At 34.8% G+C, this 25,263-nt stretch carries 17 protein-coding genes and 1 tRNA gene; 13 read left to right on the top strand and 5 right to left on the bottom strand.

All coding sequences use genetic code 11. The annotated features are described in order from the left end of the window. Positions 1–205: 205 nt before the first annotated feature. The 8 genes from J0383_RS17750 (at position 206) to ypfJ (ending at position 12,080) form a co-directional block, all read left to right on the top strand. Positions 206–1,633: an L-serine ammonia-lyase gene (locus J0383_RS17750; RefSeq protein WP_207295308.1), complete on the top strand. Its 1,428-nt coding sequence runs from the start codon at positions 206–208 to the stop codon at positions 1,631–1,633. A gap of 107 nt (positions 1,634–1,740) precedes the next feature. Then, on the top strand, positions 1,741–2,934 hold the full coding sequence (locus tag J0383_RS17745) for an SH3 domain-containing protein (RefSeq protein ID WP_207295307.1): 1,194 nt from the start codon (positions 1,741–1,743) through the stop codon (positions 2,932–2,934). A 50-nt stretch (positions 2,935–2,984) separates the two neighbouring features. Beyond that, positions 2,985–3,803: a 3-methyl-2-oxobutanoate hydroxymethyltransferase gene (gene panB / locus J0383_RS17740; RefSeq protein WP_207295306.1), complete on the top strand. Its 819-nt coding sequence runs from the start codon at positions 2,985–2,987 to the stop codon at positions 3,801–3,803. Positions 3,804–3,984: 181 nt separating this feature from the next. Beyond that, the gene (locus J0383_RS17735; protein WP_207295305.1) at positions 3,985–4,674 is read left to right on the top strand and encodes an RluA family pseudouridine synthase; all 690 of its coding nucleotides are present in this window, start codon (positions 3,985–3,987) and stop codon (positions 4,672–4,674) included. A gap of 77 nt (positions 4,675–4,751) precedes the next feature. Further along, the gene (locus J0383_RS17730) at positions 4,752–6,080 is read left to right on the top strand and encodes an aldehyde dehydrogenase (protein WP_207295304.1); all 1,329 of its coding nucleotides are present in this window, start codon (positions 4,752–4,754) and stop codon (positions 6,078–6,080) included. 123 nt (positions 6,081–6,203) lie between these two features. After that, a complete protein-coding gene (locus J0383_RS17725; protein WP_207295303.1) occupies positions 6,204–6,998 on the top strand; it encodes a hypothetical protein in 795 nt (264 codons plus the stop codon). 88 nt (positions 6,999–7,086) lie between these two features. After that, positions 7,087–11,139, top strand: coding sequence for a PAS domain S-box protein (locus tag J0383_RS17720; protein WP_207295302.1), 4,053 nt, complete (start codon positions 7,087–7,089; stop codon positions 11,137–11,139). Positions 11,140–11,231: 92 nt separating this feature from the next. Continuing rightward, entirely contained in the window at positions 11,232–12,080 is an 849-nt protein-coding gene (gene ypfJ, locus J0383_RS17715; protein ID WP_207295301.1) for a KPN_02809 family neutral zinc metallopeptidase, read from the top strand. 376 nt (positions 12,081–12,456) lie between these two features. On the opposite strand, the gene J0383_RS17710 is transcribed toward ypfJ, so the two are convergent. From J0383_RS17710 to J0383_RS17695, 4 genes are all read right to left on the bottom strand, one after another. Further along, positions 12,457–12,530, bottom strand: a tRNA-His gene (locus J0383_RS17710). A gap of 66 nt (positions 12,531–12,596) precedes the next feature. Beyond that, the gene (gene bshB1 / locus J0383_RS17705; protein ID WP_207295300.1) at positions 12,597–13,313 is read right to left on the bottom strand and encodes a bacillithiol biosynthesis deacetylase BshB1; all 717 of its coding nucleotides are present in this window, start codon (positions 13,311–13,313) and stop codon (positions 12,597–12,599) included. A 187-nt stretch (positions 13,314–13,500) separates the two neighbouring features. Beyond that, positions 13,501–14,571, bottom strand: a complete 1,071-nt coding sequence (locus J0383_RS17700) for a chorismate-binding protein (RefSeq protein WP_207295299.1) — start codon at positions 14,569–14,571, stop codon at positions 13,501–13,503. Positions 14,572–14,574: 3 nt separating this feature from the next. Then, complete coding sequence (locus J0383_RS17695; RefSeq protein WP_207295298.1) at positions 14,575–15,006, bottom strand: PaaI family thioesterase; 432 nt, start codon at positions 15,004–15,006, stop codon at positions 14,575–14,577. A 238-nt stretch (positions 15,007–15,244) separates the two neighbouring features. Here J0383_RS17695 and J0383_RS17690 point away from each other — a divergent pair, with 238 nt between their 5' ends. The 5 genes from J0383_RS17690 to purL all read left to right on the top strand — a co-directional run bounded on the left by J0383_RS17690 (position 15,245) and on the right by purL (position 24,153). Beyond that, positions 15,245–16,753: a hypothetical protein gene (locus tag J0383_RS17690; protein ID WP_207295297.1), complete on the top strand. Its 1,509-nt coding sequence runs from the start codon at positions 15,245–15,247 to the stop codon at positions 16,751–16,753. A gap of 58 nt (positions 16,754–16,811) precedes the next feature. Next, positions 16,812–17,396 (top strand): XAC2610-related protein, encoded by a 585-nt coding sequence (locus J0383_RS17685; RefSeq protein WP_207295296.1) that lies wholly within the window; start codon positions 16,812–16,814, stop codon positions 17,394–17,396. Positions 17,397–17,490: 94 nt separating this feature from the next. Continuing rightward, positions 17,491–18,063 carry a hypothetical protein gene (locus J0383_RS17680; protein WP_207295295.1) on the top strand — a complete coding sequence of 191 codons (573 nt, stop codon included), beginning with the start codon at positions 17,491–17,493 and terminating at the stop codon, positions 18,061–18,063. Positions 18,064–18,226: 163 nt separating this feature from the next. Continuing rightward, on the top strand, positions 18,227–20,074 hold the full coding sequence (locus J0383_RS17675; RefSeq protein WP_207295294.1) for an endonuclease: 1,848 nt from the start codon (positions 18,227–18,229) through the stop codon (positions 20,072–20,074). A gap of 407 nt (positions 20,075–20,481) precedes the next feature. Next, positions 20,482–24,153 (top strand): phosphoribosylformylglycinamidine synthase, encoded by a 3,672-nt coding sequence (purL, locus tag J0383_RS17670; protein ID WP_207295293.1) that lies wholly within the window; start codon positions 20,482–20,484, stop codon positions 24,151–24,153. A gap of 93 nt (positions 24,154–24,246) precedes the next feature. Here purL and hypE read toward each other — a convergent pair whose 3' ends face one another. After that, a complete protein-coding gene (gene hypE, locus J0383_RS17665; protein WP_207295292.1) occupies positions 24,247–25,257 on the bottom strand; it encodes a hydrogenase expression/formation protein HypE in 1,011 nt (336 codons plus the stop codon). Positions 25,258–25,263: the final 6 nt, after the last annotated feature.

The following is a 25,263-nucleotide window of genomic DNA, read 5'->3' as shown; positions in this document are numbered from 1 at the left end:
GGGTTATTTTTTAGATTCAACTTCCTCACAAAAATACCGAAAAAACGGGAACTTTCTACGCAATCTGCATATTAAGGAATTAAATTTATTTCGTTGCCGAATTATTAAAATTTAATATCTTTTTTAACAAAACCGCAACATTAACAATCAAAAACGATTCATCATTGCATTATTCAATTATCTTTGTAATAACAAAATTGTAACAATGGAAGAATGTATCTCTGTTTTTGATATGCTTAAAATTGGTGTTGGACCTTCATCCTCACACACTTTGGGTCCTTGGAGAGCCGCAGAACGTTTTTTGGGAGAGCTGAAAAACGAAGCTATTTTAGATCAGATTTCGAGAGTAAAAGTCGATTTGTATGGATCACTTTCTTTAACCGGAAAAGGCCATGCCACTGATTTATCAGTAATGCTGGGTTTAAGCGGACAAGATCCTGAATATATTCCGGTAGAAAATATCGCTGGAATTATTAAAACAATTGAAGATACAAACGAAATCAATCTGGCTGATGAATATAAAATTCCGTTTTATTTTCTTCAGGACATTGTTTTCAATAAAGAGTTTCTTCCTTTTCATGCTAACGGATTAAAATTTACCGCATATAAAAATGACGGTTCGGAATACGAATCTACTTTTTATTCTATTGGCGGTGGTTTCGTGGTAAAAGAAGAACGCGAAAATGCAAAGAAAAAAGAAGTCATAAAATGTGCTTTCCCGTTTCCAGTTCAAAACGCGGTGGAGTTATTAAATTATACCATTTCTGAAAACAAATCGATTTCTGAAATTGTATATGAAAATGAAAAATCAATGCGTTCTGAAGCAGAAATTCATTCCGAATTGATGCGTATCTGGAATACAATGTTGGAATGTATGTACATTGGCTGTCATTCGGAAGGCATTCTTCCAGGCGGATTACACGTGCGAAGAAGAGCTTTTGACATGCACCAAAATCTTATCGGACTTTCTAATTATACTGATCCTCAGTCCTGGCTGGAAGAAATCAGAAAAACGGAAGTTAAATTCCGCCAGATTTTAAAATGGGTAAGCTGTTTTGCTTTGGCCGTGAATGAAGTAAATGCTTCTTTAGGGCGTGTTGTAACAGCGCCAACCAACGGAAGTGCCGGCGTAATTCCTGCCGTTTTAATGTATTATATGGTGATTGAAAACCACAATGCTGGCGAAAAAGAAATCAAACAATTTTTGATGGTTGCCGGAGAAATTGGAAGTATTTTCAAGAAAGGTTCTACTATTTCTGCTGCAATGGGAGGCTGTCAGGCCGAAATTGGCGTTTCGTCCTCTATGGCCGCTGCGGCTTTATGCGAATTAATGGGCGGAACTCCTGCTCAGGTTTTAATGGCTGCCGAGATTGCAATGGAACATCATTTGGGTTTAACCTGCGATCCTATTGGCGGTTTGGTGCAGATTCCGTGTATCGAAAGAAATACAATGGGAGCTATAAAAGCCATAAACGCAGCCGAACTTGCTCTTGAAACCGATTCGAAAAATGCTAAAGTACCGCTTGATAAAGTAATCAACACAATGTGGGAAACAGCAAAAGATATGAACTCAAAATACAAAGAAACCTCTGAAGGCGGACTGGCAATTGCAGTTAATATGGCGGATTGCTAACATTTAAACTTTGTCGCGAATTTCAGATTCACACAATTTATTTTTTACACAAATGCATAAATTTGTGGAATTAGTGAAATTCGCGGCAAAAAAAATCAAAATATTTCATGAAAAAACTTTACTTTCTAATTGCATTATTTCTTTCTCTTGTATTGCATTCACAGGAACGTTATTTTCTAAATTCAGATACTCGACTGTATACTTCCCCAAATTCCACTTCTTTTTTAGGATATTTTAAATATGGTGCCGAAGTGCGTTTATTATCTGAAAGTCAGAATGGCTGGTACAAAGTGCAAGCAGATAATTTTAATGAAGGATATGTTCAGGAAAAGTTTGTTGCCACAAGATTAAATGCAAAAGACGTTAAAATAAAAGATCTCGAAAATCCAATTTTAGAAGGCGGCGATAATTATTATGGCGGGAATCATTTTTTTGTTCTGGCAGCAGGTTTAAAAGCAAGAGCTTTACCCGATAAAAATTCAAAAATCAAAGAAATTTTATTTACAGGTGATCCCGTTCCTGTTGATTATGTACCGGTAAACGAAAATGACTGGGTAAACATTGGCGGCAATTTTAGTGAGGAATATTCAAAATATACCTTAAGAAAGTTTATTGGGCTTCGTCCTAATTTTGATAGTTTAATCAAAGATTTTGACAAACTTGATGTCAATGCACTTGCAGATCGCAAAACACTAAGCGAAAGAATTGTAGAATTAGCCTGGAACAGTGATTATTCAAAATTAATTCCGGCGTATCAAAGATATTCTGAAGTGGTCAAGCAAATAAATGATCCTAAATTAATTGCCGACACTGAACTTTATATGGCTATTGCCAAGGGTTTATCCAAACATAAACTACCAGAACAAATTGCAGCATTTGCCCAAAAAGCTGAATATTCATTAAAAGGTGTAAAAACCAAATCATTATATTTTACTCAAAAAGATCTGGTAAAAATATTTGGACAACCTACTAAAAAAGAAAGCATTGGCGATGAATGCGGCGTTTACCTAAGTGATTTATTTTACTATTATCCAGATTTACAAGCATCTGTAGATGAAAAGAAAAATCAGGCCGAAATTGTAAAGGTTTTTATCAACGAGAACAATAAACTTATATTCAATCCAAATGCAGTTTTAGATCACACATTGTCTGAAAAAGCTTTCATTGAAAAATACGGAACCTATATTGAAGCTTCGATCAAATCACCGCACAACTACTCTATCATTTTGGAAGACAGCCAATTCAGAATCGAATTTAAAGATGGTAAACTATATGCAATCGAAATATTCTTTTATTGCTGATTCCCAATTTGCAATTATTCAATACTTTTACATCATCAAAAAAAATTAAAATGTCAGTAGCAAAAAAAGATTATAAAAGAATCACAACAAAGTCATTAATTGAAATGAAAAGCAATGGAGAAAAAATTTCTATGCTTACCGCGTATGATTTCACAATGGCTAAAATTGTTGATACTGCCGGAGTCGATGTGATTTTGGTTGGTGATTCTGCTTCCAATGTTATGGCGGGTCATGAAACGACTCTTCCAATTACTTTAGACCAAATGATTTACCATGCATCATCGGTTGTGCGTGCCGTAGAAAGAGGTTTGGTTGTGGTTGATTTGCCTTTCGGAAGTTATCAATCTGATTCAAAAGAAGCGCTTCGTTCTTCTATCAGAATTATGAAAGAAAGCGGTGCTCACGCTGTGAAATTAGAAGGTGGAAAAGAAATTAAAGATTCAATTAGAAAAATATTAAATGCCGGAATTCCGGTTATGGGCCATTTGGGTTTAACACCTCAGTCTATTTATAAATTCGGAACTTACAGCGTTCGTGCAAAAGAAGAAGAAGAAGCAGAAAAATTAATGGAAGATGCCAAAATGCTTGAAAAAATTGGCTGTTTTGCTGTTGTTCTTGAAAAAATCCCTGCTGAATTAGCTAGAAAAGTAGCCGAAAGTATTTCTATACCAGTTATCGGAATTGGTGCTGGAGGCGGTGTTGATGGTCAGGTTTTGGTTATTCACGATATGTTAGGAATGAATAATGAATTTAGTCCGCGTTTCTTACGCCGTTACTTGAATTTATACGAAGAAATGACAAAAGCAATCGGACAATATGCTGCTGATGTAAAATCTCAGGATTTCCCTAATGAGAGAGAACAATATTAATTTTTAGGTACTGAGCTGCTAAGGTTCTGAGATACTAAGTTTTTTTCTTAGGCTCAAAGATGCAAAGCAACAAAGGTTCCAAGGTTTTAAAAAATAAATTGCCTCCAGCTTTAGCTGGAGGTTTATTTTTAAGGCTTCGCAAGTCTTTAGCCAAACTTCTCCATATAATTGAAATGCTCATATGAAAATAGTTTCAAACAAAAATAATTTACAAATCCTGCACGAAGACAATCACATTATTGTGGTGAACAAACGTGTAGGCGATATTGTACAAGGCGATAAAACGGGAGATAAACCTTTATCTGATGTGGTAAAGGAATATATAAAAGAAAAATACAATAAACCTGGAGATGTTTTTCTGGGCGTCATTCATCGTTTGGACAGACCCACAACAGGAATTGTGGCTTTTGCCAGAACCAGTAAAGCTTTATCGCGAATGAATGAATTATTCAGCAATCGTGAAACTAAAAAAACCTATTGGGCTGTCGTTAAAAACAAACCAAAAGAAGCATCTGCCAAATTGGTTCATTACCTGAAAAGAAACGAAAAAAACAATACTTCAAAAGCGCATTTAAAAGAAGTTCCTGATAGTAAATTGGCCAGTTTAGATTACACAATAATTAAAGAACTTCAGAATTATACCGCTCTAGAAATCAATCTTCACACAGGGCGTCATCATCAAATTCGTGCACAATTATCAGCCATTGGGTCACCCATAAAAGGCGATTTAAAATACGGCGCCGACCGAAGCAATCCTGATGGAGGCATTCATCTGCATGCTCGAAAATTAGTTTTTGTGCATCCCGTTTCTAAAGAAAATATTACCATTATCGCTCCCGTTCCCGATGATCCTGTTTGGAATGCTATATGACTTTTATGGTTAAAATGTAACGTTTTTTAGTTTTTATGGATTAACTTGCATATCCTAAAAACAAGCTGATTTTAAAAATGGACTATAAAAACGACATCGGATACAGAAAACAAACGCTGAAGAAGTTATTATATAACATTCAAAAAAACGAAGATTTAATCGTTAAAGCTTTATATGATGATTTTAAAAAACCAGAATTTGAAGCTGTTTTAACTGAAACGAATTATGTCATTTCAGATTTAAAAGATACCATCAAAAACATCAGCAAATGGGCAAAACCAAAACGTGTTTTCCCTTCTCTCTTAAATTTTCCTTCAACTGATTATATTTACAAAGAACCTTACGGCAGAGTTTTAATTATTTCGCCGTGGAATTATCCCTTTCAGCTTGCTCTATGTCCGCTTATTGCTGCTGTAGCCGCTGGAAATAAGGTTACTGTAAAACCATCAGAATTAACTCCGCATACCTCAGCCATTATTGCCAAAATTGTCGAAAAAACATTTCATATCAACCATGTTGAAGTGGTAGAAGGCGGAGTGGAAGTTTCAAACAAATTACTGGCAGAACGCTGGGATTATATTTTCTTTACCGGAAGTGTTTCAGTTGGAAAAATTGTAGCCAAAGCCGCTGCCGAAAACCTTACTCCGGTTACATTAGAATTAGGCGGAAAAAACCCTTGTGTTGTTGATGAATCTGCTGATTTAAAACTTGCTGCCAAACGAATTGTCTGGGGAAAATTTATAAATGCAGGCCAAACCTGCATTGCACCCGATTATATTTTGATCCAGAAGAATATGAAGGTTAATTTTATTACTTTCTTAATCGAAGAAATCATAAAAGCATATGGCAAAAAAATCGATAAATCGCCAGATTTTGCCCGCATCATCAATACCAAAAACTGGGTTCGGCTTGACCAAATGATTGAACGCGATAAAATAATTTTTGGTGGAGAAACCAATCATGATAAGTTATATATTTCTCCAACTTTAATTGAAGAACCATCTTTGGAAAGTGCTGTTATGAGAGAAGAAATCTTTGGGCCTATTTTACCAATTCTTACCTATGAAACTGAAAACGATATTCATAACATAATTACGAAGTACGAAAAACCTCTCGCGTTTTACATTTTCAGTGAAAATAATTCGTTTGCTAAGAAATTAATTCAAAAATACTCCTTTGGAGGCGGTGCCGTAAACGATACAGTAATCCATTTTTCTAATAAAAGACTGCCTTTTGGAGGTGTTGGACAAAGCGGAATCGGGGCTTATCATGGACAAATGAGTTTTGATACTTTTTCACATCATAAATCGATTGTAAAAAAAGGAAACTGGCTTGATTTACCTATGCGTTACGCACCTTACAAAGACAAATTAGCTTCCATAAAACGAATTTTGGACTGGCTGTAACAGCAGAAAAACAATTTCGTAATGTTTTATAGATTTTCACTCGGAATTAATTTAAAATATTATATTTACGACTGATATCACTATATTAAAACACCTGATACTATAAAACAACTTTACACTTAAATGAAATCTACTCGTGATCAGATTGAAGACATCAAAAGAGATGGTTATTCAATAGACTTTGCTGTTATTTTCGGTTATGCTTTTGAAAATTACAAGAAAATTGCACTTTATTCAGCATTAGTAATTGCCGTATTTACCTTTATCGTATTTTGTGCCGTAATGGGATTGGCAACCGCGTTTTATGGATTACAAGCCATACTAAGTGATTTCACTAATGTTTTAGATTTTCAAAAATTAAATTATGGCCAGCAGATACTATCTACTATTTTCGTATCAGTATTTGCAGCTTTATTTTCTCCGTTAGGAGCAGGATTTCTTGAAATAGCAGATCGTGCTGACAAAGGCGAAAAATTTGATTTCGGGAGTGTTTTTGCCTATTACAAACAACCTTACTTTTTACAACTGTTTTCAGCGGCGCTTATTTTGGCACTCGTAAGTAATGGTATTTCTACTATTATCGATAATTTGGGAATAGCTTATGTGGGAATTGGAGTATCGATAATGATCTCCTATTTTACATTTTTTACAATACCGTTAATCATTTTTGGAAACTTACCAGCTATAGAAGCTATCAAATCAAGCCTTATTGTAGTTAGCAAAAGTCCATTTACCATATTTGCCTTATTTGTAGTAGGATTCCTTTGTTCATTGACTGGAGTGATAGGATGTTGTATTGGAATAATTTTTACAATTGTTTTTAATACTTCAATCACATATTCAACTTACTATGCTATTTTCGAAGAACAACAACAACCCGATTCTATTGATTTTATCGGAAAATCGGATTTTGAATAAAAACTGAAAATCTCTGAATTATAGAGCATAACCAACTCTTCAGAAATTTTCAAAACGCTGTATACTAAACCAAAGTCCCTCAAAATCTATGGTAACGAACTATAGTTTTTTCAATTTATTGGTTTCAGGAATTACCCGCTTTGGTAATACCCTGAAATCAATTGTGACAAACTGGTACGTTTTCAATTCTGATATTATTTTCTACAACAATCCAAAATTTATCATTCTTGGGCTTTCGCTGTTTGGTTTCTTGGGACTCCTTGTGTATCAGTTTTTTAGAATAAAAGCAAAAATTGGTAATTTCATCGAAAAGAAAAAAGAAGCCGAAACAGTTAGTAAAGAATATCAGCTTTATATCTTATTTTTTGGAATAGCGGTTATTGTCATTGAAATCATCAATGAAATCTTCAAAATCAGACCCAAAAGCCTTCTGATTGTAAATGTTTCTATTGGTTTTGCAGTTTTGCTCTGCTATGTGATAACTGATAAAGTAAAATGGCTTCGTGATAAAATACAGCAGATTTTTATTTTCTCCTTTTTTCTTTACATCAGTTATGTCTGCTTCAATATCATTAATCTAGCTAATGATGTTGTTCCCATTATCGTTTTCTTGATTTCATTTTTCTTCTCATACAATATTCTAAAACCCATTAAAATTTACTGGGCTTTTGTGAGCATTATTTTTATTTTTCTAGTAGCAACGATTGTATTTCATTTAATTCCGTTAAAATCGTCTATTTTACTACTCAATTTCTGTATTCTGATTTTCATTATCAATCAAGTAAAATATGCCGTTTTACTAAACAACAGAAATAATTTCCGATTTGCCAATGAAATCGTTCACAAAGGAAATTCTCTAACTATAGCCACAGATCAAAAAGGCCAGATCTTGTTCTGCAGTGAAACTATTACGCCAATTTTAGGATATCAACCCGAAGAAGTAATGGGACTTAACTTTTGGAAATTTACTAAAAGCGACGAATTCAGCGAAAAAAATGATCCCGAAAATCGGGAAGAAAATAAACTGTATACCCGAAAATTAAAAAGCAAAAACGGAGAATTCAAATACATTCAATGGAAAGATAAAAAGTTCTCTGATGATTTGATTATCAGTATTGGACAAGATGTTACGGAACAGGTTAATGTTCAAGACCAATATAAAAACCTTATCCAGACCGCGACTGATATTATATTCGAAATTGATGCAGAAGGTCATTTTACTTTTATAAATGAATTTGCGTATGCGCTTTTGGGGTATGCCGAAGACGAAATAATCAACAAACATTATTCAAACTTTATTCATGAAAAATATTCTTTGAGTGCCGTTGATTTTTATGAAAATTTTGAAAGCAACGGCGCTAATTTCCCTATCATCGAGATTCCGATATTAAAGAAAAATGGTCAGGAATTATGGATTTCCCAGAAAATCATTATCCGTAAAAACGATCTGGGACAAACTATCGGATTTGCGGGAATTGCCCGTGATATTACTGAAATAAAAAATGCTGAAAACGAGAAAAAACGACGACTCGAAAAAATTGAAGCTTTCAACAATTCAACCAAAAAACTCTCGACTACAGATTTCAGCACTTACAATAATTTAGATACAGTTATAGATTACATTATCAAAGAAGCTTCTACAGTCAGTAAAGCCAATAGAGTGAGTTTTTGGAAATATAACAAGGATTTGATTACCTGCAAAAATTTGTACAGCATGGATAATCAAAATCTGAATGATAAAAATATTTTAAGTAAAGAATCCTATCCTATTTATTTTGAAACCCTGCAGAATAAAGCCATTATAAACGCTCCTGATGTTTTTAACAAATTGGAAACTTCAGAATTTGAAAGAGTTTATTTCACCAAAAACCAAATTAAATCCATGCTTGATGTTCCTATATTTTTAAGCGGACAACTGGCCGGAGTAGTTTGCTTTGAAAGCACAAAAGAACAGCGGGAATGGGACAATGAAGATATCAATTATGCCAGAACTATTTCAGACGTAATTTCACTTGCCATTTCATCTCAAATGCGTTTGGAAGCCGAGAAGAGACTGGAATTTAAGAGTCAGCTGCTTTCCGCACTTTCGCTTTGTACCGAAAAATTCCTGCTGAGTAAATCAACCGAAGAAATGTTTCAGGAAACGTACGATTTAATTGGAAAAGCTTCCAAAGCAGATCATATGTATTATTACGAAAGGGATTTTTCAACAAATACCGTCAGCCAAAAATACAAATGGTCGCGAAAAGGAATCCGACATCAGATTACGCCTCTGCGACACATGACCGAAGAGAATCTTCAAGAAATCTTTGATGCCGCCAAAAACAAACGCATTTTAAGCTCTTTTACCCGAAAACTCGAAAATGCCTTTTTCAAACAATTACTGCTTGACAATGAGATCAAATCGATTTTGATTCTGCCATTGTACGTTAATGATGAATTTACAGGTTTCATTGGTTTTGATGATTGTACCGAAGAAAGAAAATGGTCTGAAGAAGAAATCTACATCTTCCAGATTTTGGCAAACAACATTTCATCTGCATTAGAAAGAAACCGAAACGAAAGTAAAATCATTGAAAGTGAAGAAAAATTCAAACTTATTGCCAACAATATTCCAGGAACCGTTTACTTATCTAAGTTTGATGCTTTTTCTACAAAAATCTTTCTAAATGATGAAATCCAAAACCTAACCGGATATTCAAAAACAGAATTTATTGAAAATAACTTATCGTTTTTATCCCTTATTCACCAAGACGACCGCGACGAAGTCATTAACAATCAAATCGACAATCTTCAAAACGGAATGCCTCTGCATAATGTTTACCGTATTAAACGCAAAACAGGCGAATATATCTGGGTGGAAGAATTTGGCGACGTAATTAAGAAAGGCGACGAAATTGAATTTGTGGGTGGAATTTACTTTGACATTACCAATAAAAAAGAAACCGAAGACGCTATTAAAGCCAAACAATTAGCGGAAGCAGCCAATAAATCAAAATCTGATTTTCTGGCCAATATGTCACACGAAATCCGAACGCCGCTAAACGGTATTATTGGTTTTACACATTTATTGATGAAAACCGAATTAGAAGAAATTCAAGAGAAATACATGACTACGATTAATCAGTCGGCACATTCACTGTTGGAGATTATAAACGATATCCTTGATTTTTCTAAAATTGAAGCTGGAAAACTAGAACTTTTTATTGACCTATACGATATTAAAAAAGTTCTCGGGCAAGTATTTGATTTAATCGTGTATGAATCGAACCAGAAAAACCTGCAGCTGGAACTAAACGTCGATCCTAATGTTCCAAAATACATCTGGACCGATATTGTGAGAATCAAACAAATTTTGATCAACCTGCTTTCAAATGCTGTAAAATTTACCAATGAAGGATCAATCAAATTGAATGTTTCGGTTTTAGAAAAAAACAAAAACAACAATTGCACCATACGTTTCTCTGTTATTGATACCGGAATTGGAATTTTAGAAAAAAACCAAAAGAAAATCTTCAAAGCATTTTCGCAGGCAGATAGTTCCACAACCCGAAAATTTGGAGGAACTGGATTAGGATTAACCATTTCAAACCAATTATTAGCCTTAATGGAAAGCCGATTACAGCTTGAAAGTACGATAGGCGAAGGAAGCAACTTCTTCTTTGATTTGAATTTAAAAACCAGCAATCAAAGCATCAGCGAAAAATACAACGCCGAATTTAAAAACATGCAATCCGATTATGACGACGATGAAGACGAACCGGCAAATAAAAATATCCGTTTTCTAATTGTTGAAGACAACAAAGTCAATATGCTGCTTTTAAAAACTATTGTAAAAAACCTGTATAATAATGCTTTTATTTTTGAATGTGAAAATGGATACGAAGCAGTACAGCAGTTTGAATCTATTAATCCAACACTTGTATTTATGGACATTCAGATGCCTATTATGAATGGTTATGAAACCACAAAAGCCATACGAAATACCGTTTTAGGCAAAAATACGCCCATTATAGCCGTAACTGCGGGGGCTGAAAAAGAAGAGCGTAACAAATGTATTTCTGCAGGAATGGATGATTATATCTCAAAACCTATTATGAAAGGAACGGTTGAAGAAACTTTGGTAAAATGGCTGAAATAATTTTTTAAACTAAATCTTATAAATGTTAATTAATTCATAAAAAATATATAAATTCGTACAACAAATAACATATAAGCATAAAACTATTTACTATGAAATGGCAAGGCAGAAGAGAAAGTGATAATGTTGAAGACCGAAGAGGTTTATCTGGAGGAAAAGTCGCTATTGGCGGTGGAGTTATTGGAATCATTATTTTGCTATTAAATATTTTTGGCGGTGAAACGGGCCAAGCTGTAGGATCTGCTTTAGAACAAATGCAAGGCGGTCAGCCAACACAAACTGAAGCTGCAGCTCCACTGAGCAAAGAAGACAAAGAAATGGGCAGTTTCGTAAAAGTAACCTTGGCCGATACTGAAGACATCTGGGGTAAAATATTCGCTGAACATGGAATGACTTACAAAAGACCTAAATTGGTACTTTTTAGAGGTGCTGTAAATACCGCTTGCGGAGGAGCATCTTCGGCATCTGGACCATTTTATTGTCCGGCAGATCAAATTGTTTATATGGATTTAGGTTTCTTTGAAGAACTTAAAACCAAATTTGGGGCCAAAGGCGGAGATTTTGCTATTGCCTATGTAATTGCTCACGAAATTGGACATCACATTCAGACATTGTTAGGAACATCTGAAAAAATGCGTCGCGATCAGCAGGGAAAAAGTCAGGCCGAAGCTAATAAACTTTCTGTAGCCTTAGAACTTCAAGCTGATTTTTATGCGGGAGTTTGGGCACATTACAATCAGGAAAACTTAGATCCCGATGATATTGATGAAGCGTTAAGTGCAGCAAATGCGGTTGGAGACGATGCTATTCAAAGTAAAATGCAAGGACGTATAGTTCCCGATTCGTTTACCCACGGATCATCTGAACAACGAATGTACTGGTTTAAAAAAGGTTATAAAACTGGCGACATTAAAGAAGGAACTACATTTGAGGAAATCTGATAATACATAAACCAAATATAATAACTATTCCAAAAAGCACAACTTAACCGTTGTGCTTTTTTTATTAAATACGAATATTTTAAATTGTAAATTCCAAATTCGGTTCTCTAAAGAGCTGGAAATCTTCGTAATTAGCTTTCATAAAGTTTAATAATAATGCTTACAAATTATCTTTGTCAAAGTTTTAAACTTTGACAAAGATTCCAAGTATTTCTTGAGAAGATTTTCCCTTATCTTAAAATAGCTAGCTTTATAGTTCTAAATAAAAATCCAAATTCCAAATCTTTACAATTTGGAATTTGGATTTTCTATTATTGAAATTTGTTTTCGGTCGAAAACAAAAAAAGCCTTGAATTTCTTCAAGGCTTTAAATCTGGGTGGCTGACCGGGTTCGAACCGGCGACCCGCGGCACCACAAACCGCTACTCTAACCAGCTGAGCTACAACCACCATTTTTGCTTAGCGAGTGCAAATATAGAACAAAGGTTGAGTTCTACAAAGAAAAAAATGAAAAAATTACAATAAATTTTCTAAGCTATTGACTGCCAAACACCTTTCAACTGTAAATCCTTCGGCAAAATCTCTCCCAACTAGCCTTCCCAAGTCCTGCGCACGATAATTTAAACTCTCAAAGAAGTTTTTACTCGTAATTGGCGTTGCAGGTTCATTTGAATTCGGATCGTAAAATTGAGTCTTATACGCCATAATCGCTTCGACTTTCTTTTCTTCGAATCCTGTAATGTCTACAACGAAATCCGGAGTGATATTTTTCCACTGAATATAATGATAAACCACTTTGGGTCTCCAAGCTTCTTGTTTCTCTCCGTCAATCGAAGTTTCAATTTTCATCAAACCCGAAAGAAAACAAGCATCAGAAACTAATTTGCTTCCTTTTCCATGATCGATATGACGATCGTCAACAGCATTACACAATACAATTTCAGGTTTGTATTTACGAATCATTTTAATGACTTCTAATTGGTGTTTTTCATCATTAACGAAAAACCCATCGCGCATGGCCAAATTTTCACGAATCAGAACCCCTAAAATCTTCGCAGCATCTTTTGCTTCCTGATCTCTTATTTCTGCAGTTCCACGCGTTCCTAATTCGCCTCGCGTTAAATCAACAATTCCCACTTTTTTTCCAAGGGAAACTTCTTTTAAAATAGTTCCGGCACAACCTAATTCAACATCATCCGGATGCGCCCCAAAAGCTAATATATCTAGTTTCATTTTTTTGTTTATTTTGTTTCAGGTTTCAGGTTTCAGGTTTCAAGTTGTCAGGCTGAGCGGAGTCGAAGCCCTTTGTGCCCTTCGACTTCGCTCAGGGTGACACACGAATTCAAACTTTGTTTAAAGAGATTCAGTTCTAAAACTTATAATTCATAACTTTTAACTCACAACTCATAACTCATAACTTCTAACTCATAACTCTCAAAACCCTTTTCATCGTCATGGATTTATTCACGCTTTCCTCCCATTCTTTTTCGGGAATGCTTTCTTTGGTAATACCGCAGCCCATGTATAAAATGGCTTTAGTATCCTGAATCTGCATGCATCGTAAATTTACAAATAAATCAGAACTTGCATCAGCTCCAGCAAAAGTGCTGTTTAATTCGCCTAAAAAACCAGTATAAAAAGTACGGTCGTAATTTTCATTTTCGATAATAAACACTTTCGATTTTTTCTTTGGAAAACCACAAACTGCTGGCGTTGGATGCAAAGTATCAATCACCTCTTCTAAAGTTGAATTATCCTTTAAAACTCCAGAAATATCCGTTTTAATGTGCCAGATCGATCCCGCTTTTAAACTGTAAGGTTCAGAAACTACAACCGAAGCTGTAAATTCTCGAAGACGTTTTACAATAAAATCAGTCACAAATTGCTGTTCGTCTTTTTCTTTCTGCTGCCAAACGATTTCAGTTTCATTATTATCCTTCTGCGTTCCTGCCAGAGCCATTGTTTCGAAAACATTTCCATTGGCTTTCAACAGTTTTTCTGGAGTTGCTCCCATCCAAAGTCCGATTTTCGGATGGAAGAAACAATAACAAAAAGTCGCTGGATATAACTGCACCAAGTGCTGAAACGTTTCAATAAAATCAAATTCGGTTAAAGTCACTTCTTCACTTCGTGACAAAACCACTTTTTTGAATTCTTCATTCTTAATTGCCTGAATTCCTTGCGCGACCAAATATTCATATTGAAATTTAGCTTCTGAATCAGAACTTAAATCATCAATTTCAATAGGTTCAAATACAGTTGTTTCTTTATTCGCCGTAATAATTTCCGATTCATTCTCTGGAATCAGAATTAGTTGTTTTTCATCAAAAGAAGCAAAAACAAATCCTTTTTCGCTGTAATCTGAAACGGTATGTAACGTATTATTTTGTTGTAAAATCCCAATTAGGTTTTCGGTATTCGGTTTTGAATAAAGTACAAAGGGTAAATTTTGTTCTTTATGATTTTTAATTTTTAAGAAAAATGGATTCATAATTTATTCACTTTTCTTTCTGTCTAAAACCATATTCGTCAGTTTGCAAAGTGAAACCAGATTTCCTTCTTCGTCGGTAATTTTGATTTCCCAAAGATGCAGGCTTCTTCCTTTGTGAATAATTCTGGCTGTCCCAAAAACATAACCTTCACGAATACTTTTTAGATGATTTGCCGAAATTTCGATACCTCTTACCTCCTGCTCTTTTGGATTGATAAAAAAGAAAGAAGCAGCACTTCCAACGCTTTCTGCCAAAGCTACCGAAGCCCCGCCGTGCAACAATCCCATTGGCTGGTGAACACTTGGATTTACAGGCATTTTTGCAGTTAAAAAATCTTCTCCGGCATCGATATATTCTATTTTCAACGTTTCCATTAATGTGTTTTTTGTAAACTCATTACAGCGCGCCAAAATCTGCTCTTTTGTATGATTCATTAAATTATTCTTTAAAATCGTAAAATTAAAGAAGATATTGACACAAATTGAAAAATCCCATTCGAAAATTAAAATTCAACTTCAAACATGTAAGTTTTTTGTTATTTTTACAAAAACAATCGGAAACTATCTTTGGCTGAAAAATATTTTTTTTGCCACTGATGAAACAGATTATCTCAGATTATTTTTTTGCATGATGTAGAAAATACAATCTTTAATCCGCGGTAAAACTATTCAAATGCGTCAATATTTTATACTTTTTATTTTTGGTTTATTCATCGCGATGAGTTCCTGTAGAACTGATTTTGATACCGTTGCCAGCACTGGAGATTTAAAGTTTTCAAAAGACACTGTATATTTGGATACTGTTTTCAAAAACATCGGTTCAAGCACTTACCAATTAAAAGTCTTTAATAGAAGCAAAAACGACATTTCAATTCCGATTATACAGCTGAAAAAAGGTCTGGCTTCTAAATACCGAATGACCGTTGACGGAATGAATGGCAACAACGGAAAGATTTTCAACAATGTTACACTTTTAGCAAAAGACAGCCTCTATATTTTTATAGAAACCACTGCCGATATTACGGATGCCAATCCAACTGATTTCTTGTATACCGATGAAATTCAATTTGACAGCGGTGCAAATCTTCAACAAGTCGCTTTGGTAACATTGATTCAAGATGCAGTATTTTTATATCCAAAACAAAATCCTGACGGAACAAAAGAAAAAATCCAAATCGACGGTAAAGCTGTTGATGGATTTTATCTGGACGAGAATGATGCTGTAAACGGAAATGAACTTCTTTTTACGAATACGAAACCTTATGTAATTTATGGGTACGCTGGAGTTCCCGAAAATAAAACCATCACGTTTGAAGCCGGCGCAAGAGTTCATTTTCATGCCGGTTCAGGATTATATGTTGGCGATAAAGCTTCTCTTCAAATTAACGGAGCGGTTTCTACAACTGACAAACTTGAAAAAGAAGTCATTTTTGAAGGCGATCGTTTAGAATCACTTTACTCAGATATTCCAGGACAATGGAAATCTGTGATTTTTGAAAAAGGAAGTGCCAATCATTCTATCAATCATTTGACTTTAAAAAATGCTGTTACGGGATTAGAATTCAGAAGTCCGTCAAATACGATTGAAATTAAAAACACTCAAATTTACAATTGCGTTGAGTACGGAATTTTAGCTCAAAATGCACATATTACAGGAGAAAATATCGCTATTAATTATGCTGGTTTAGCAGGTTTATCTTGTGTTTATGGCGGAAATTACAGTTTTACGCATTGTACTTTTAACAATAATTGGTCAGGCAGTTCTCAGTTTGCCGTTAATTTAAGTAATAGTCTGGTAGGAGCATCACCCGAAACCAATCCGCTGACTCAGGCAACTTTCAACAATTGCATTATTTACGGTTCAACATCGTATGAATTCAATTTGAGCAAAAATACAGGCGCAGCTTTCATTTATCAATTAAACAATTGCCTGCTGAAATTTGGAAGTTCAACAAATGCTGATTATCAATTCAAAACCGATACAGAACACTACAACAACATCATTTTAAATGAAAATCCGAAGTTTTACAACGTTTCAAAAAATCAGCTGAATATCGATAAAACTTCTGCCGCTTTCGCGAAAGGGAATCAGGCATTCATCATTCCAACAGATATTTTAGGAATTACTAGAACTTCTCCACCGGATTTGGGCGCTTATCAGAGTAAAGATTTTCCGAAGTAAAAAGATACAGAGTATAAACTCTAAGTTTTAAAAGTTTTTTATCTAAAACGATTATCAAATGAAGAGAAATCTTTCTATCGCAGTTTTTATTCTAGCCTGCATGAGCACGTTTGCACAAAATACAAAAACGATTCAGTGTGATTCTATTTATAAAAACAAAGGATTTACAATACAACTCAAGAACTTCGAGACTGAAAAAGACGGTTACGATGGTGAAAAAAATTCAATTTTAAGTATAATTCAAAAGACAAATAACAAATCTTCTGTTTTAGTAAAAGATTCGATTTTTAGCAGTACTCAAAAAATCGAATTCCAAGATTTCAATAATGACGGCATAAAAGATATTTTGATTCAGAACATTTCTGATGTAAGAAGCAATTGGACGTATAACTTGTATCTCTACAATCCAAAAACAAACAACTTTATAAAAGTCATTGGTTTTGAAGAAATCAAAAATCCGACATACAATCCAAAATATAATATTGTAGAAAGTTATGCTGCATCTGGTCAAGATTGGGTTTCCTTTTACCAAATAAAAAAGAACCGCATTTACGATTATGGCATCACAATAGTTGATGATCACGGAAAGAATTTTGAAAAAGAATACCAGAAAGCCATAAAAAAGATTTCAGCAAAAAAGTGAATCTTTGAATAAACTCATTATTTTTTCTGAGCAATTAAAGTAAGTTTTTTCTTTAAATAATATTATTTTTGCATAACAAATTGTTAGACAAAAAATGGAAGAGAATATTACAATAGCATACAATCTTAGCTGTATTAACAATCATGAGTATTTTTTTGAAAATGCACCTAAATCCGTATTCTGTGATGAGTGTGAATGTTGTATCGATTTTTCGTATTTACCTACTGGTTTTAAAATAAGAAATAAAGCCGACTTTAGCGCCACTTATGAACGTAGGTTTATTTCATCTTTAAAATTTAAAAAATACATTGAAGGATTAAATTTTAATGTTGATTTTCTTCCACTTAATGAAGATAACTCTTTATTTTTAATGAAACCTTTAGAAATTTTAGAGTTTTCTGCTTGGCAAAAGGATAGATTTTGTAATAAATGCAATCAATACAATGATCAAGTCGTTCCTGTTCCAGATTTCTTTCACAAAACAGGTAAAATAATTGAAGAAGGAATATTCTCTACGAGTGTAGGTTTTGGAAGCGGAAGAGAAATAAGTCCATCTTTTATTCTTGGCGTTAAAACTACTCAAATCATTGAAAAAGCTATTAAGGAAAATAAATTTAGAGGATTGTCAATTAACAAAATTCAGGCTCAAAAAAGTTACTTTAAATAACCTCAAAACACCCGTAAGAAAATATATCTAAAATTAAACATCGCTTAACGTATTGCATTCATAAAAGTAGTAGATTTGTTACAATTCGTTTTTAATCAATTAAAATTCAAATATTTAAAAGTTAAAAACAAAAAACCGTAACCAAATTTTAAACTATTAATTTATGAAAAAAAACTACTTTTTACTGTTATTGATGTTTGCCACAATTGGTTTTGCTCAAATCCCTTCGGGTTATTACAGCACTGCAACCGGAACGGGTTATACTTTAAAAACACAATTGTATAACATTATTAAAGACCACACCAATAACGGTTATGCCGGACTTTACACCACTTATCAAACTTCTGACGTTGATAATTTTTATGAAAATGACGGAACTATTTTAGACATGTATTCTGAAAATCCATCAGGAACAGATCCATATAACTACACCACAGGAACAACCCAAAGATGCGGAAACTATTCTGCCGAAGGAGATTGCTATAATAGAGAACACATTATTCCACAGTCGGTTTTTAATGAACAGTTCCCAATGGTTGCGGATGCGCATTTTATTACCCCAACTGACGGAAAAGTAAACGGAATGCGTTCGAACTACCCTCACGGAAATGTAAATTCAGCTACTTATACTTCTCAAAACGGAAGCAAATTGGGTTCAAGTGCCGTTTCTGGATATTCGGGAACAGTTTTCGAGCCAATAAATGCTTTTAAAGGAGATATTGCCAGAATGTATTTCTATTTTGCAACACGATATGAAAACACCGTTGCAGGATATTCATATGCCATGTTTAATGGCTCAAGCAATCAAGTTTTTACGACAGCATTCTTAAACATGCTTTTAGCTTGGCACGCTCAAGACCCTGTGAGCGCAAGAGAAATTGCAAGAAACAATGCGATTTACGCACGTCAGAACAACCGAAATCCATTTATCGATCATCCTGAATATGTAAATCAAATTTGGGGCGGCACTCCTCCTTCTGGAGATACTCAAGCACCAACAACTCCAACAAGTTTGGCTTCAACCACAAAAACAGCAACTTCAATTTCGCTTAGCTGGACCGCTTCTACAGATAATGTGGCCGTAACAGGATATGATGTTTATGCTAATAGCGTTTTAAAAACAACTGTTTCTGGAACTACAGCTACCATTACGGGTTTAACCGCTTCTACCACTTATTCAATTTATGTAAAAGCAAAAGATGCGGCTGGAAATGCTTCTGCTTCAAGCAATACTATTTCAGTTACAACCAACAGCAGCGGAACAGGAACTGCAACAGATCTTCTTTTTTCTGAATACATTGAAGGTTCTGGAAATAACAAAGCTTTAGAAATTGCCAACAATACTGGAAGTTCTGTAAACTTATCTGCTTATACGATCAAAAAACAGACAAACGGTGCTGGTTCATGGAGCACAGGATTGGCTCTGAGTGGTACATTAGCAACAGGAAGCAAATTTGTTGTGGTAAACAGTTCAATGTCATCAAGTTGTTTTTCTACGAGTTCAGCTAATATCTCAACAACGGCAACCGAATTAACTTTCAATGGAAATGATGCCGTAGGTTTATTCAAAAATGGCGTTTTGATTGACATCATCGGAACCTTTAATGGCGGAACAGCCAATTTTGCTATTGATGTTACTTTAAGAAGAAAATCAACCGTAACTTCTCCAAGCACCACTTTTAACTTAAGTGCACAATGGGATTCGTTTTCACAAGATACCTGCAATAATTTAGGAAGCAAAATGGCTCGCCCAATTGAAGAAGAAGTGGTTGAAACATCTAATGAAGTTTTGATTTTCCCAAATCCGTCAAATGGAATCTTCAATATAGGTTTAGACAATTTTGATTCTCCTTACGACTTAGAAATTTTCTCTTTTACAGGACAAAAAGTTTTCGAAAAACAAAACAGTACCGATGCTGTCATTACAGCTGTTCATCTCGTAAAAGGAATTTATGTCGTTAAAATCCAAAAAGATTCAAAAACGATCATTAAGAAAATTGTAATAGAATAATTTTTTTCACGCATTTGGCAGATCAAAAACAGATTAAATCTTAAAAATTAATTGACACAGATTTTTAAATAACTCAAAAAATTAAATCTGTACAATTTGCCAAATCTGCGTGAAATAAAAATACTCTGCCTCTTTTGGGAAATATTTCTACCGCAGATAAGCAGATCAAAAATATATTACAGACAAAGTTTTTTAATTCAGTAAAAAAAATAAATCTGCTAAATCTGCTAAATCTGCGTGAAACAAAACTCATCATCTTAGCAACTCTACAAAAACCAACCACATTCTTAATTTTTAACTTAATTTCAGTTCAATTTCATTTTTTTCAAAAGAGTTTGTTATCAAATTTGCGCTTGCTATTTATTTAAACTAAATTTGCAGCTCAATACAACAAACTACACATCACAATGATCCATTTCTTTGAAAACCAAAGCAAAACTGTTTTTGCCGTACAAACGCAAAACGAAATTTCAGCTCAAGACATTTCAAAATTAAACTGGCTTTTTGCCGACGCAAATAAGATCGAAAAATCCGCACTGACGGGTTTTTTTGTTGGTCCCCGTGCCACTATGATCACACCGTGGAGCACAAATGCTGTAGAAATCACTCAAAATATGGGTGTTCCGGGCATTATCAGAATTGAAGAATTTCATCCGGCAACGGCAGATTTTACTGATTTTGACCCTATGCTTTTCCAAAAATTCAACGAATTAGATCAAGAAATCTTCACTATCAACATTCAGCCAGAACCAATTTTGGAGATTGATGATATTGCGGCTTACAACAAAGTTGAAGGTTTAGCTTTAAGCGAAGAAGAAGTTGAATACTTAAACAATCTTTCAGCTAAACTGGGAAGAAAATTAACGGATTCTGAGATTTTTGCTTTCTCTCAAGCAAATTCAGAGCACTGCCGCCACAAAATTTTCAACGGAACTTTTGTGATCGATGGCGAAGAAAAAGAAACTTCTCTTTTCAAATTAATCAAAAAAACATCTCAGGAAAATCCTAACGATATTGTTTCTGCTTACAAAGACAACGTTGCTTTTGTAAAAGGACCAAAAGTGCAGCAATTTGCACCAAAATCGGCTGATAAACCTGATTTTTACGAAATAAAAGAATTTGATTCTGTTATCTCTTTAAAAGCCGAAACACACAATTTCCCAACTACTGTTGAACCTTTCAATGGTGCTGCTACAGGATCTGGAGGAGAAATCCGTGACCGTTTAGCAGGAGGACAAGGTTCGCTTCCTTTAGCTGGAACTGCTGTTTACATGACTTCTTACTCTCGTTTGAAATCTTTCGACTCCGCTCAGGACGACAGAAAATGGGAAAATGCGGTGGAAGAAAGAAAATGGTTGTACCAAACACCAATGGATATTTTGATCAAAGCTTCAAACGGAGCTTCTGATTTTGGAAATAAATTTGGACAGCCGCTTATTACTGGTTCTGTTTTGACTTTTGAACACGAAGAAGAAAACAGAAAAATTGGTTACGATAAAGTAATCATGCAAGCGGGTGGAATTGGATATGGGAAACTAGACCAATCGATAAAACACAAACCAAAAGAAGGCGATAAAATCGTTATTTTGGGAGGTGAAAACTATAGAATCGGAATGGGTGGTGCTGCAGTTTCTTCTGCAGATACAGGAGCTTTCGGTTCGGGAATTGAGTTGAATGCGATTCAGCGTTCAAACCCAGAAATGCAAAAACGTGCTGCAAATGCAATCCGAGGATTGGTAGAAAGCGACAATAATCCAATTGTTTCGATTCACGATCACGGTGCGGGCGGACACTTAAACTGTCTTTCTGAGTTAGTGGAAGAAACTGGAGGTTTGATCGATTTAGACAAATTGCCTGTTGGAGACCCTACTCTTTCTGCAAAAGAAATTATTGGTAACGAATCTCAAGAAAGAATGGGATTGGTTATTGGCCAAAAAGATATCGATACTTTACAAAGAATCGCTGACAGAGAGCGTTCTCCAATGTACGAAGTTGGAGATGTAACGGGAGATCACCGTTTTACTTTCGAATCAAAATCGAATGGTTCTAAACCAATGGATTATGCTTTGGAAGATTTCTTTGGAAGTTCTCCAAAAACCATCATGACCGATAAAACGGTAGACAGAAAATATGCTGATGTTGCTTACAACGCAGGAGATTTTGAAAGCTACTTAAAAGACGTTTTACGTTTAGAGGCTGTTGCTTCAAAAGACTGGCTAACGAACAAAGTTGACCGTTGTGTGGGAGGAAAAGTGGCTAAACAGCAAAATGCAGGTCCGTTACAATTGCCATTGAACAATGTGGGTGTAATGGCTTTGGATTACTTAGGAAAAGAAGGAATTGCAACTTCTATAGGGCACGCTCCTATTGCGGCTTTGATTGATCCTGCTGCTGGATCTAGAAATGCAATTGCAGAATCGTTATCAAACATTATCTGGGCTCCAATTAAAGATCAGTTAAAAGGAGTTTCATTATCTGCAAACTGGATGTGGGCTTGTAAAAACGAAGGTGAAGATGCTCGTTTATACGAAGCTGTTCAGGCTTGTTCAGATTTTGCAATTGAATTAGGAATCAATATTCCAACAGGAAAAGATTCGCTTTCAATGAAACAAAAATATCCAAATGATGAAGTAATTGCGCCTGGAACGGTTATTATTTCGGCTGCTGGAAACTGTACCGATATTAGAAAAGTGGTTGAACCTGTTTTACAGAAAAACGGAGAATCAATTTATTATATCAATTTGTCTCAAGATGACTTCAAATTAGGAGGTTCGTCTTTTGCACAAATCAGAAATGCAATCGGAAACGAAACTTCTACTATTAAAGATTCGGCTTTTTTCAAAAATGCATTTAATACGGTTCAAGAATTAATCGGCGAAAGCCAAATTTTAGCAGGACACGATATCGGAAGCGGTGGTTTAATCACTACTTTGTTAGAAATGTGTTTTGCTGATGTAAATTTGGGAGCTAAAATTGATTTCAGCGCTTTCGCGGAAAAAGACTTATTGAAAATCCTTTTCGCGGAAAACATCGGAATCGTATTCCAAGCAAAATCAGATGCAACAGTTGAAGCTAAATTAAAAACGAACAATATCGAATTCTTCAAATTAGGTTCAGTTCAAGAAACTGCAACTTTAGAAGTTGGAAATTGGAACTTAGATATTCCAACTTACAGAGATGTTTGGTTTGAAACTTCTTATTTATTAGACCAAAAACAATCTAAAAACGGAAGAGCTCAAGCACGTTTTGAAAACTATAAAAATCAAGTTTTAAATTATACTTTCCCAGCACATTTTACAGGAAAAAAACCAGAAATCGATAATTCTAAACCAAGACCAAAAGCAGCGATTATCCGTGAAAAAGGAAGTAACTCTGAGCGTGAAATGGCAAATGCAATGTACTTGGCAGGTTTTGACGTAAAAGACGTTCATATGACCGATTTAATTTCTGGTCGCGAAACTCTTGAAGATATTCAATTCATCGGAGCTGTTGGCGGGTTCTCTAACTCTGACGTTTTAGGTTCTGCTAAAGGTTGGGCTGGAGCTTTCTTATACAACGAAAAAGCAAAAACAGCTTTGGATAATTTCTTCAAAAGAGAAGATACTTTATCGGTTGGAATCTGTAACGGATGCCAGTTGTTTATGGAATTAGAAGTAATTAATCCTGAGCATGAAGTTCACGGAAAAATGCTTCATAACGAAAGCCAGAAACACGAAAGTATCTTTACATCTGTAAAAGTTCAGGAAAACAATTCAGTTATGTTATCGACTTTGGCAGGAAGTACTTTAGGAGTTTGGGTTTCTCACGGAGAAGGTAAATTTAAATTGCCTCTTGCAGAAGAAAACTATAACATTGTTTCTAAATATGCTTATGAAGGATATCCAGCAAACCCTAACGGTTCTGATTACAATACGGCAATGATGTGCGACAAAACGGGAAGACATTTGGTTATGATGCCACACATTGAGCGTTCAACTTTCCAATGGAACTGGGCCCATTATCCAAAAGACAGAAACGACGAAGTTTCTCCTTGGCATGAAGCTTTTGTAAACGCAAGAAAATGGATTGAGAAAAACTAAAAAATATATTTTTATTACAGAAAGCGCCCGAAGTTATCGGGCGCTTTTTTTATTATAATTCCGCAAGGTTTTGAAACCTTACAAGAAAAACTTTTAACAAATTCTCGGCAGCTGTTCACCTACAAGAGGTTTTATGACTCTTTTTCCGCCAAAAGCACTTTCAATAATTATTTTTGACGGATGTTCGGCTGTAACAAATCCTATTTCAGAAGCATTAGGATTTATTTTCTGTAGAATCTGCACTACTTCTTCTTTAATTTCAGAGGCTGCTATACACACGAAAACACCTTCATTTGCAACATACAAAGGATCTAAACCTAATAATTCGCAAGCGCTTCTTACTTGATTCTCTACTTTTATTTTTTCTTCAAAAATTGCAATCCCGAGATTTGCATCAACCGCTATTTCATTCAATACAGAAGCTAGTCCGCCCCTCGTTGCATCTCTCAAAAAATGGATTTTATCTCCAAAACGATCCATTAAATCTTTAATCGTATGATTCAAATTAATAGTGTCACTAAGAATATCGCTTTCAAATTCCAGCCCTTCCCTTTCAGACATAATTGCCATTCCGTGCGAGGCTATTGCTCCATTTATAATAATGGCATCTCCTTCTTTTATATTCTCAATTTTGATATTGGCTTTTTCGTGCACAACACCAATACCTGATGTATTTATATAAATATGATCGCCTTTTCCTTTTTCGACCACTTTGGTATCTCCGGTAACTATTTGAACATTTGCTTTGTCAGCGGCTTCTTTTATGGATTTAATAATTTGGGTGAATTCGTCCAAACCAAAACCTTCTTCTATAATTAAAGCCAGAGAAAGATATTTAGGAACAGCGCCACACATCGAAAGGTCGTTTACCGTTCCGTTTACAGCAAGTTCGCCAATATTACCGCCTTTAAAGAATATCGGAGAAACCACATAACTGTCTGTTGAAAATGCCAAATTACCTTGAAGGTTTAAAAATGCACCATCGTGGCGAACTTCTAAAACATCATTTTTTAAAATCTTAAAAATTACTTCATTGAGCAATTTGGTCATATGCTCGCCGCCACTGCCGTGATGCAGATGAATTACTTCGCTATTCTTATTCATTTCATA

Source organism: Flavobacterium endoglycinae, assembly GCF_017352115.1.
Taxonomy (GTDB): domain Bacteria; phylum Bacteroidota; class Bacteroidia; order Flavobacteriales; family Flavobacteriaceae; genus Flavobacterium; species Flavobacterium endoglycinae.
Note: the sequence above shows the minus strand (reverse complement) of the source record. Positions and strands in the feature narration are given on the sequence as shown.

Bases quoted from the DNA above. Each gene is read 5' to 3' on its own strand.
- J0383_RS17750 (WP_207295308.1), top strand. From the start codon at position 206: ATGGAAGAATGTATCTCTGTTTTTGATATGCTTAAAATTGGTGTTGGA.
- J0383_RS17745 (WP_207295307.1), top strand. From the start codon at position 1,741: ATGAAAAAACTTTACTTTCTAATTGCATTATTTCTTTCTCTTGTATTG.
- panB (WP_207295306.1), top strand. From the start codon at position 2,985: ATGTCAGTAGCAAAAAAAGATTATAAAAGAATCACAACAAAGTCATTA.
- J0383_RS17735 (WP_207295305.1), top strand. From the start codon at position 3,985: ATGAAAATAGTTTCAAACAAAAATAATTTACAAATCCTGCACGAAGAC.
- J0383_RS17730 (WP_207295304.1), top strand. From the start codon at position 4,752: ATGGACTATAAAAACGACATCGGATACAGAAAACAAACGCTGAAGAAG.
- J0383_RS17725 (WP_207295303.1), top strand. From the start codon at position 6,204: ATGAAATCTACTCGTGATCAGATTGAAGACATCAAAAGAGATGGTTAT.
- J0383_RS17720 (WP_207295302.1), top strand. From the start codon at position 7,087: ATGGTAACGAACTATAGTTTTTTCAATTTATTGGTTTCAGGAATTACC.
- ypfJ (WP_207295301.1), top strand. From the start codon at position 11,232: ATGAAATGGCAAGGCAGAAGAGAAAGTGATAATGTTGAAGACCGAAGA.
- bshB1 (WP_207295300.1), bottom strand. From the start codon at position 13,313: ATGAAACTAGATATATTAGCTTTTGGGGCGCATCCGGATGATGTTGAA.
- J0383_RS17700 (WP_207295299.1), bottom strand. From the start codon at position 14,571: ATGAATCCATTTTTCTTAAAAATTAAAAATCATAAAGAACAAAATTTA.
- J0383_RS17695 (WP_207295298.1), bottom strand. From the start codon at position 15,006: ATGAATCATACAAAAGAGCAGATTTTGGCGCGCTGTAATGAGTTTACA.
- J0383_RS17690 (WP_207295297.1), top strand. From the start codon at position 15,245: ATGCGTCAATATTTTATACTTTTTATTTTTGGTTTATTCATCGCGATG.
- J0383_RS17685 (WP_207295296.1), top strand. From the start codon at position 16,812: ATGAAGAGAAATCTTTCTATCGCAGTTTTTATTCTAGCCTGCATGAGC.
- J0383_RS17680 (WP_207295295.1), top strand. From the start codon at position 17,491: ATGGAAGAGAATATTACAATAGCATACAATCTTAGCTGTATTAACAAT.
- J0383_RS17675 (WP_207295294.1), top strand. From the start codon at position 18,227: ATGAAAAAAAACTACTTTTTACTGTTATTGATGTTTGCCACAATTGGT.
- purL (WP_207295293.1), top strand. From the start codon at position 20,482: ATGATCCATTTCTTTGAAAACCAAAGCAAAACTGTTTTTGCCGTACAA.
- hypE (WP_207295292.1), bottom strand. From the start codon at position 25,257: ATGAATAAGAATAGCGAAGTAATTCATCTGCATCACGGCAGTGGCGGC.